An 11,418-nucleotide genomic window follows, 5' to 3' on the forward strand; every position below is an offset into this window, starting at 1 on the left:
TATGAAGTATGATTTTGATTTGTCGCTTGAAGAACATACGAGTGTGGGGAAAATCATCAGCCAGATCACTGAAGGTTCTTCTGTGTTAGAATTTGGGCCCGGCAATGGTCGGATGACTCAATATTTGATCAATGAAAAAAAATGTGAAGTATCGATCGTCGAATTTGATTCGGTCTTATTTGAGCACGTCATGGGCTTTGCCCAGGACGGCTTTTTAGGAAACATCGAAGAGTATAAATGGAAGGCTCATTTCGCAGAGAAGAAATTTGACTTTATTATATTTGCGGATGTTTTGGAGCATTTGACGGATTCAGAAAAGGCGTTGCAGGAGGCAAGCAAATTCTTAGCGCCAAATGGAGAGATTTTGCTGACCTTTCCCAACTTGGCACATAATTCTGTCTTGATTGATCTTTTTAACAATAAGTTAGATTGGAAGCAATATGGCTTGCTAGATCGGACGCACAATAGTTTTTATACGCAGCATGGCTTTGAAGAATTGTTTGAGCGAATCGGATTAACTGTTCACAGAGAAGATTTTACTTATTCACAGGTGGGGCAAAATGAGCTGTCGGCCAGTTATGAGGAACTTCCGGAAATGGTTCGTTATGACTTTAAAAAGCGTCCGTTTGGAGAAGTCTACCAGTATTTTTACGCACTGCGCAAAGAACCCGTAGAACAACCGGAACGAGTAGAGCCGATCAATTCGAATTACAATAAACAAATGCAATTAGCGTATTTGATTGATGGCAAGTTTGAAATCGAACCTTACATTTTTAACAATCAAACAAATGAAAACAAAACAACGATTCATCAGGCGCCAGAAAATACAAAAAAATTACGTATCGTGGTGGGTAAGGTCCCTGCAGCAATTCAGCTGTCAGTTGTTGTTGATAATAAATTATTAGACATCAAGGAAACCAATGCTTCTTGGTATCAAGAAGATCTTTTTATGTTTCCTGATATTACAGAAGAGCCCTATGTAATCATTGAGGGTGCTTTGGTAGCAGGCAAGACATTTACAGTAAATGTCAATGTATTAAACGAAGAAGAATTTTTCCCTTCAGAAGTTAAAGTAATGGAAGATGCTGCGAATGAGAAGAATAAAAATCGTTTGCTTACATTGAAATTGAATTACTTTGACAAGTATAATTATCAACTAAAAAATATTCCTTATGTGGAAGCAAGCACTGAAATAGAAGGAATCAAACTGACGATTGAATCAATTGAAAATAATGAATCTGAAAACGAAGCAATCATCAAGGGCTGGGGATTTTCAGAGAAAACTAAGATGCCATTAGAGTACTTGTTAGCTGAATCAGTGAATGAACTTCAAGTTAACTCGATCTATCGTCCAGATGTCAATGAAGTTTTTGGAATCGACTCTACTGAAAAATTCGGTTTTATTTTAACTGCTAAAAATATGCAGGTAATAGATGACATAAAATTACTAGTAATTGATGGCCCGCATCGAATTTATCCGATCGTGGCGAAAAATTCGAAGGCAGTGAGTACTCCAGTAACCAGAAAAATTCGTCGTCTGCTTGGATCAATCAAGCGCAACGGGTTCGTTGGAGCAGTTAAGAACTATCAACGCTCGAAACAGCAAAGTGCAAACTATGAAGAATGGATAACAAAAATCGAAGAATCAGCCCGCGAGCAACTAATCGAATCCTCAAAGGAACTCGCTTTCCAACCAAAAATTTCTTTGGTTGTGCCGGTATATAATGTTGATGAAAAATGGTTGCGTGCGTGTGTGAAATCACTGACAGATCAAATTTATCCAAATTGGGAGCTTTGCTTGTCAGACGATGCTTCGCCTAAGGCACACATAAAACCATTACTACAAGAACTGGCGGCAAAGGACGAACGGGTAAAAATCGTTCTTCGTGAAAAAAACGGACATATCTCAGAGGCGACTAATTCTGCGATAGCTATCGCAACAGGGGATTATATTGGGTTCTTAGACAATGATGATATTTTAGCGGATACCGCGTTATTGGCAGTAGTCAATGCATTGAATGAAGATCAAAGCCGTGAATTTATTTATACCGATGAAGACAAGTTGTCCATGAGCGGGAAACGGTTCGATCCATTCTTCAAACCCAATTGGAACGAAACATTATTATTGGGACACAATTATATTACGCATTTTGTCGTAGTGAAGCGCTCAATCGTGGACACAGTTGGCGGACTGCGAACAGAGTTTAACGGAAGTCAGGATTATGATTTTGTCTTACGGGCAACTGAAGCGGCAAAAGAGGTCTATCATATTCCGAATATCCTCTATCATTGGCGAACGATTGAAACATCCGTAGCGATGGATCCGCAAAGTAAAGAATATGCGTATGTAGCGGGACAAAATGCACTGCAAGCAGCTCTTGACCGACGTAATCTTAACGGTGTCGTGACCATGACGAAAAATTATGGCGCCTATAAGATCGATTTCAACTATGAGACCGAACCAAAAGTTTCGATCGTTTTGATCGGGAAACCAAGCGAAAAACAGCTAAATGAACTTTTAGCTACTGAATGGAATGATTTTGAACTTTTAGCGAGTGAATCAGCAGTAACTGATGGACGTATTCGAATTTTTGCTGGTAAGGATGAAAATCAATTGGCCAAAGAGGCGATAGGTGATTTTGTTGTATTCTTAGCGGAAGAGTTGGTTCCGACAAATTCTACTTGGCTAAAAGAAGCGATGAATTTTGTTCGCTTGCCAAAAGTAGGGGCCGTTGCAGGGAAGGTTATCAGTAAAGATGAAGCTATTCTAAATTGCGGTGTAATCATTGATCCGGCAAATGAGCGTGTCGTGTATGAGCAGCAGGGATTATCCAATAAAACAATTGGAACTTATTTCCGTCCTGCGTTACCGCGAGAAATTTACACAGCGACTGAAGATGTATTGATTATTCGTAAGGACGAGTTTCTTTCTTTGGGCGGATTTGATATGGAGCTGCCAACTGAAATTAAGGGGATCGATTTCTCGATCCGATTAGCAAAGGAAAAGAAGAAACTGATTTTCGATCCGTACTTTGAAGTGCGTTATCCAGGTGACAATCATTTTAGTGTGAAAAAAGAAGCATATGATGCTTTGACTAACAAATATTCTCAAGAATTGAACGATCCATTGATCAATCCAAATCAATTCAGCATAGGAGGCTAATCCGATGGCAAAAAATGAACAAGTTTGCATTGATCAATGCAGGTTCAATCCAGAAACAAAGCAATTAGAGATTAAAGGCTGGGCGCTTGATCTTGATTCAAAGGAAGTACCAACGATTACTATTCCCTTGAAAAATGTGGTAAGCAAAAAAATCGAATGGTCTCCTCGTTCAGATGTTGCTGCCGCTCATAAAACAAGTGCCAGCCTACAAATGGGCTTTAATTTAACTATTGAAGTAGAGCAGGCGGCAGGACAGGTGGTGCTTGATTTTCATTTTGGCGATCATAAGCAAAGCCTTAGCTTTGTACCAAATGAAAACATCAGTAAAGAACCTAAGCAACCGTCACAAATCCACACTTTATACGGCAAAGCTCGCAAAGGATTGGGTTACTTAAAACGTAATGGGTTAAAGAACACTTTGCGTCGAATCAAATTGGAACAAAACAAGCAATCCGATGAAAGCTATCAACAATGGATCGCTGAAAATGAAAACTGGAATGCGGCTGCAATCAAAGCTGAAATCGCAGCATTCGATTACCAGCCAGTAATCTCGATTTTGATGCCGGTTTATAATGTTGAGGAAAAATGGCTGGCGAAATGCATCGAATCCGTTCAAAACCAATTTTATCCAAATTGGGAGTTATGTATGGCTGACGATCATTCCACTGATGCGACTGTAAGGCCGTTATTAGAAAAATATGCAGCCCAAGACTCTCGCATCAAACTCGTTTTCCGTACTGAAAACGGCCATATTTCTAAAGCAACCAATTCGGCATTAGAGATCGCAACGGGAGAATTCGTCGCGCTGCTGGATAACGATGATGAGTTGGCACCAATTGCTTTGTATGAAGTAGCAAAATGCCTAAATAAGAACGCTGATTTAGATTTGATTTACAGCGATGAAGACAAAATCGATATGGCCGGCAAACGATTTGATCCAGCCTTTAAGCCTGATTGGTCGCCGGATTTATTATTAGGAACGAACTATATTTCTCACTTAGGAGTCTATCGACGTTCGATCATGGAAAAAATTGGCGGCTTTCGTGTCGGTTATGAAGGTTCTCAGGACTATGATTTGGTTTTACGATTCACTGAACAAACCACAGCTGAGCGGATTGCACATATTCCACAAATTCTATATTATTGGCGGATCTTACCAAGCTCAACGGCCGCCGACCAGTCAACGAAAAGCTATGCATTCGATGCTGGATTAAAAGCTGTACAGGATGCAATTGATCGTCGTGGAATTAAAGCAACTGTCAACCATGCAGCAGGAAACGGCTTGTATGATGTGGACTATCAAGTGCTTTCGGAAGACCTAGTCAGTGTGATTATCCCTACACGCAACGGCTATGACGATGTAAAACGTTGTGTCGATTCAATTATTGAGAAAACGACCTATACAAATTATGAAATCATCATGGCAGATAACGGCAGTGATCAGCCTGAAATGCAAGAGCTCTATACAGGTTATAAAAAGCAGCTCGGCGAAAAATTTGTCGTGGAATCCATCGATATTCCTTTCAACTATTCTCGCATCAATAATCTGGCCGCTAAGGTAGCTAAAGGAAAATATCTCTTGTTCTTGAACAACGATACCGAAGTCATCACGCCAGAGTGGATGACCAAGATGGTCTCATTCGCCCAATTTGAACGAATCGGCTGTGTCGGTGCGAAATTATATTATCCGAATAATACTATCCAGCATGCTGGGGTGATCCTTGGAATGGGCGGAGCCGCAGGTCATGGGCATCATACTTTCCCACGAGGGGATTTTGGCTATTTCGGAAAACTAGAAATAAATGTCGATTATTTAGCAGTGACTGCTGCTTGTATGATGATCCGAGCAAAAGACTTTGCAGAAATCGGCGGTTTCAACGAAGAACTGACTGTCGCCTTTAATGATGTTGACCTGTGCCTGAAAGAATACGAAAACGGTCATAATAATGTATGGCTCCATGGCGCAGAATTATATCATTTCGAATCTCAATCACGCGGATACGAAAACACGCCAGAAAAACAAGCCCGCTTCGAAAAAGAGACTAAGTATATGGAAGAGACATGGGCGAGCTATATTGAGAATGATCCGTTCTATAATCCTAATTTAACTAGGGTCGGGGGAGATTTTTCGGTGCGTATAGGCAAGTAGCTTTTCAGCTACTTGTCTGGTTTTATATAAAAAGGTTGTGAGTGTGCTTGTATTTAGAATTTTTGATTAAAATAATGGCTATTAAAAAAGGTGAATAAAATAGATGAAAACGAAAAAAGCAAATAGGTATGGGATTATAACGATTTTTTTCGCGAGCGTATTTATGATAATCCAACGGGTTCTCATCACAGCTACGGTTGTTCCTGAATATGCTCAAAACCCAACTAGATTTTATATATACAATATTCTTCTTGCGCTTACGGCTGTGGGGGGAAACCTTTTAGCGTTGTATATGGGCTATTATGCCAACGAAAACGTGAAAAAGAATTTCATTAGTCCACTTGGTAGAATGTATTTAATGTATGTGCTGCTTGCATTAATAATAAATATCTTCTGTTTATCTGTAAATATAAGAGATTACTGGATAATTTTATTTCCTATAAGTCAAAATTTGTTTGGCTTCGCGGTATCATTTCTATTTGTATTTGCCTCGAGTCCATTAATAGTTACACATTTAAATAAATTTCAAAATTCAAATATAAAAAAATGTTTTACACTTCTATCCATTTTTTTTGTGGTTTTACCAACAATGTTTGGAAAAGATATTTTTAGCTTTTCAGGAGGCAATAATATATTATGGGTAGCTTATCTATTCTTAATGGGTTACGTTATTCGACGATTCAATATAGTAAGTAGATTTCGATATCGATTTATGCATTTTATTTTGAGTGGATTTTTTCTTTCGTTATTAGTGATTCTTATGACTAAGGTTTCTATGCATGTACATCTGGATGTTAGTACAGCAAATAGATTTAGTGTTCCATGGTCGATTTTTTCAGTTTATTATTCAGTATTATTATTTATTTGTATTGAAAGATATAATGCTAGGATAGGTTCCTTTAAATCTAGTTTTAAAACTATTTCAATCTTTCTAGTGGCCACTCAAGTTGCTACTAACTGGCAAGTGCTTATTAACAAGATCTCTGAAAAATATAAAATCGCTTTCCCTGACTCGGCTTTTGAATGGTCAAAAAGAATTCTTTTGATAATAGGTATTTACTTCAGTGTATGTATTGTTTTAGCCCTTGTAATTTGTCTGGTGCAAAAGTTCGCTATATATAAGTGGATAGAAAGAAAGCTTGTTTTTAATTCCTGGTTTCAATTGATTGACAAACTATTGAAAATTAAAGACTGGATATATGCTAATTCCAGACTTATATTATCAGCAGTTTTTTACTACTTTTTTACTGCTTTGCAAATATTTTTACTATCAGATTATCGTACTAAAGATAGAGCAATTTCAGCAGTTCTAACAATATTTACTCAAAGACAAGCGCAACTCTTTTTGAATGTTATTATCATAACGGCATTTCTATTGTTAATATTTTTAATAACTAAGCGTTTTTGGTATGCTTTTACATTTACTCTGATAATCGATTTATTATTGACCGTTTCAACAGTAATAAAAGTGAAATTGAGAATGGAACCTATTCTACCTTCCGATTTACTTTTTTTGTCAAATATTAGCGAAATACTAAGTATGATTAGCCCTATAATTGTTATAGTATTAGTGTTTATTTTAATGATATTAGCAATTTCCACTTTTATTTTGCAACATCGAGCAAATAAATTTTATAACTTGAAAATTAGTGTTAAAAAGCGTTTATTATGGATTTTTATGTTGCTATTTCTTTTTTCTGGATTGTTTTGGGTAAACCATCAAGACTCCCCTTCTAATTTATTATTTAGATTCTTTAAAGTAGATAGTCAGTTTTATAACCAGAGGAAAGGAGCTATGATCAATGGGCCGCTAATCCAATTTATAAATAATATTGATGTAAAAATAATGGACAGACCCAAAGAATATTCTGAAGAAAAAATTAAAAGTATTATGAAAAAATATGATAAAGAAGCTACTCAGATGAATGAGAGTCGTAAAGAATGGGCCCAAGATCAAACTGTAGTATTTGTGTTAAGTGAGAGCTTTAGCGATCCATCAAGATTGCCAAATATTAAATTGAGTCGTGATCCGATTCCTTTTGTTAACAGTCTTTCATCGAAAACGACATCTGGATTAATGTTATCATCTGCCTATGGTGGTGGTACAGCAAATATGGAATGGCAATCATTAACGGGGATGGATATGAGCAATTTAGACGCTACACTACCTACACCATATACTCAGTTAGTAAATAAACAGAAAGTTGCCCCGAGTTTTTTAAATTTATTTGATGAGTCATCTGCCATACATCCTTATTGGGGAACACTTTATAATCGAATGAATGTTTTCAAGAAGTTTGGATTTGATACTTTTCGTTATTTAGAAAGTCCTGATGGATTTAAACACTTAGAAACAATTGGTAATAATCCGTATGTTTCTGATGAGGCTTCTTATAATGAGACCCTGGATAAAATTAAAAAAAATGAAAATAGGACGCAATTTATTCAGCTTTCAACTATGCAAAATCGTATGCCTTACGATAATTATTATGAAGAAAATGATTTTGATTACGACGGGGATATAGTCACAGATAGTACTGGAAATACTATGAGAACATATTTGAAAGGTTTAAATCTTTCTGATCAGGCATTAGAAAAATTTATATTAGAAATTGATAATATACAAAAGCCAATTACGCTGTTATGGTATGGTGATCATTTACCTGGAATTTACAAAGAAGACGAATTCACTAAATATCCTTACAATTATCGAGAGACAAATTTTTTTGTTTATAATAATAAGTATATGGATAATAATCAAAAGAATGAAAAATATTCTCTTGTATCTCCTTACGTATTTCCTTCACTTGCTTTGGAGCAAGCTCAATTAAAAGTAACACCATTTTATGCATTGTTGACAGAGGTTTTAAATAATATTCCCGCAACAACAAATGATCCCAATTCGAGTAGTCAAAACGTTTATAATGGTCAAAGAAAATTTGTTGATCAGAACAATAATGTGTTGAAGGAAAGCCAACTTTCCGAAGAACAAAAAGAAATAATAAAGGAATATATGTTGATTCAATACGATTTAATTGCTGGAAAACAATATTCTGCTAAATGGGCAATGAAAAGAGCATCAGAATAATTTTTATAGCATTTAACATTTTATTGTTTTAATGCAAAAAAATATCAATGCAGTTCATTTTTATTTTAAAAAACTAGACTCGAACCTAGTTACTATTAAAACAGTTAATTTTATTGACTTTTTTTTGCTTTTTTGAAACCAATCTATATGTTTGTTATGATAAAATGATTAAAAAAGTCAGGAGGGTTGTTAAGTAATCTATAGATTACTTAACGTTTGGTTATGAAAATAAAAAAAGTATTTTTGATATCTTATTTGTCAGTCATTTTGTGTCTTCCTTTATTAGGATTTACGTATTCTACTGAGGAATCCTCATCAGTGATGGAGTCTTCAACAAGCTCTCTTGAAACAAGAATTAGTAGTACCTTTAGCAGTGTTGATTCAAAGGTACAATCAAAAGAAAATTCAATAAATACAATTGAAAGTACGACCGTATCGTCTGATCAGAGTGTAGATTCTTCATCGGTAACTGAAGAATCAATTATTAAGAAGACTGTGTCTAATAACAATGAACCTATTGGAGGAAATTTTTTTGTTTCTATTATGAATAGAGATTATGTGCTGTTGGATAAATCGAATGGTAATGTAATCGATGATAATAAGGAAAATTATCAAAAGACTTTTGCTGCTCGAGAGGCTATTCATGATGGAACAAAATATTATTTATTATCAACGTTTGAAAGCGAACTTGGGTTAATCGATCCTAACAGTACTGAAAAAGCAGTAGGAGAACAAGGAAAATTATTTCCAGAAGAAAATGTTTATGGGAGCATTGTTTCAGATACGTCGGAATTATTGACCTCAGATTTTGAAGAGAATGGTACTACTGAAGAATTAATGGATCGAACATTTGAAATCGAAGGCTTTTATAATCATTTTGATGGAACGAAATATTATTCATTGAAGGATTCATCAGATCAACCAATTGGTGTTGTGAATGCTGCGGCTATCGAAAAAAGTAGCGATAAAGCAGGCAAAAAGCATCCGGTAAACGACTATTATTCTATTGTTAAGAACGATCATAAAATTTGGGAAAAGCCTGGTCTTGAAGAAATTGGATCGACCACTTCTATTTTTGAAAGGACTTTCAATGTTAAAGAATGGTACTATCATTATGAAGGTAAAAAGTATTTTGCTATTTATGATAATGGTGGAACATTTAAAGGCTTTGTTGGAGGAGATGCAATCCAAAAAGCTAGTAATCCTGGTGGAATCTGGTATGATACAAATGAATATGTGACCGTTACAAAAGATAGTTTGACAATTTGGAAAGATTTCGATTTTAAAAATGGAAACTCAACAAAAAGCATGTATCAACGAACTTATCGTGTGACAGGGTATTATAATCATTTCAATGGCTCGAAATACGTATCTGTCTATGATAATAAAGGAGTTTGGCAAGGCTATTTGAGAGCCGACTATGTGGATACATTTAACACGCCTGGTGGAAAATGGAACAGTACGAATCAATATATCACTGTTACTAAAAACAATTGGACGATTTGGAAAGATTTCAATTTTAAAACCGGCAGTTCGACAAAGGGTTTGTGTCAACGAACCTATCGAGTAACTGGTTGGTACCGTCATTATAACGGTTCAAAATATCTATCTGTCTATGATAATAAAGGAGTTTGGCAAGGCTATTTGAATGAGGGTGGAGCAAAACTCGTAAACAATCCTGGGGGCAAATGGAACACCACCAATCAATATGTGACAATTACCAAAAACAATTGGACGATCTGGAAAGATTTCAATTTCAAAAATGGTAATTCAACGAAAAGTATGTATCAAAAGACGTATCGAGTAACAGGCTGGTATCGCCATTATAATGGATCAAAATATCTGTCAGTATATGATAATAAAGGAACCTGGCAAGGTTATCTAAACGAGGGCGGCGCACAGGTTGTAAATAATCCTGGGGGCAAATGGAACGCTACCAATCAATATGTGACAATTACCAAAAACAATTGGACGATCTGGAAAGATTTCAATTTCAAAAATGGTACTTCCACGAAAAGTATGTATCAAAAAACATATCGGGTAACAGGTTGGTACCGACATTTCAATGGAGCAAAGTATCTATCTTTATACGACAACAAAGGGAATTGGCAAGGTTATCTAAACGAGGGTGGGGCAGCGAAAGCTGGAGGCGCTCAAGGAACTGGATTTTCTACAAATAAATCGGTACTTGTAACCAAGAGCGGCTATTCTATTTGGGATAATTTTAATTGGAAAGAGAAAGCGAGAACGAATTCTCTGATTAATAAGACATATCAAGTCAAATGGTACTATAGACATATGAACGGTTCGACGTATTATTCACTATATGAGTCTAATGGTAAATGGTTTGGTTATGTAAATAGTGATGCTGTCAGAGAGCGAAGAGGCGTATCTCATTATCTTGGAAATTCTCGCCAAAGCGTCATTAATGAATTATCTGCCCATCAAAATGACCGTTTCTACCTGGGCACACCGTATCGTGGCTTATCTTCAAGCAATCCTGAACCCTTTTTAAGCCCTTATGGCGCACCTAATGGGTATGGACCAGGAATGAATTGTACGGGTTTTGTTGCATATGTAATGCGTAGAAGCGGTGGGAATCTAAACCGTATCTCTGGAATTACACAAGGTTGGGGCAGCTATGCTAATGCTTATAATTGGCGTGATGCACTAATGCGTAATACTGAATACTATACATTTGGTTCAGTAGACGCTTTGCTAAGAAGCGGTAAAGCTCAAAAAGGCGATATCATTTATTTTGATCCTGTGTGGACGGATATTAATTATGATTGTCATATTGGAATTTTTTGGGGAAATCGTTCTAACGAAAATAGAATATGGCATCAAGTATTAGCTGGAAATATGCAATCACATATTTTTTCAGGAACCCGATTTTCAAAAATTTATCTATTCCCACAAGACTAGAATGTAAAAATATACTTTCAAAACCTTGACTATTTAAAATAAATTGTATTATCGTCTTTAAAGAACAAAAAGCAGTAAAATCAATTGATTTTA

General features: G+C 36.0%; 4 protein-coding genes. All 4 read left to right on the top strand.

Annotation, left to right across the window (positions count from 1 at the left end; genetic code table 11):
* Position 1: 1 nt before the first annotated feature.
* The 4 genes from JZO85_RS11135 (at position 2) to JZO85_RS11150 (ending at position 11,325) form a co-directional block, all read left to right on the top strand.
* Positions 2 to 3,163: a glycosyltransferase gene (locus JZO85_RS11135; protein ID WP_207108600.1), complete on the top strand. Its 3,162-nt coding sequence runs from the start codon at positions 2 to 4 to the stop codon at positions 3,161 to 3,163.
* 4 nt (positions 3,164 to 3,167) lie between these two features.
* Positions 3,168 to 5,312 (top strand): glycosyltransferase family 2 protein, encoded by a 2,145-nt coding sequence (locus JZO85_RS11140; RefSeq protein ID WP_207108601.1) that lies wholly within the window; start codon positions 3,168 to 3,170, stop codon positions 5,310 to 5,312.
* A gap of 103 nt (positions 5,313 to 5,415) precedes the next feature.
* Positions 5,416 to 8,400, top strand: a complete 2,985-nt coding sequence (locus JZO85_RS11145; RefSeq protein WP_207108602.1) for an LTA synthase family protein — start codon at positions 5,416 to 5,418, stop codon at positions 8,398 to 8,400.
* A gap of 318 nt (positions 8,401 to 8,718) precedes the next feature.
* Complete coding sequence (locus tag JZO85_RS11150) at positions 8,719 to 11,325, top strand: carbonic anhydrase family protein (RefSeq protein WP_207108603.1); 2,607 nt, start codon at positions 8,719 to 8,721, stop codon at positions 11,323 to 11,325.
* Positions 11,326 to 11,418 lie beyond the last annotated feature (93 nt).

This window comes from Candidatus Enterococcus murrayae (assembly GCF_017315985.1).
Taxonomy (GTDB): Bacteria; Bacillota; Bacilli; order Lactobacillales; family Enterococcaceae; genus Enterococcus_A; species Enterococcus_A murrayae.

What these genes read in the sequence shown, in the direction of transcription:
- JZO85_RS11140 (WP_207108601.1), top strand. Translation starts at nt 3,168, where the DNA reads ATGGCAAAAAATGAACAAGTTTGCATTGATCAATGCAGGTTCAATCCA.
- JZO85_RS11145 (WP_207108602.1), top strand. Translation starts at nt 5,416, where the DNA reads ATGAAAACGAAAAAAGCAAATAGGTATGGGATTATAACGATTTTTTTC.
- JZO85_RS11135 (WP_207108600.1), top strand. Translation starts at nt 2, where the DNA reads ATGAAGTATGATTTTGATTTGTCGCTTGAAGAACATACGAGTGTGGGG.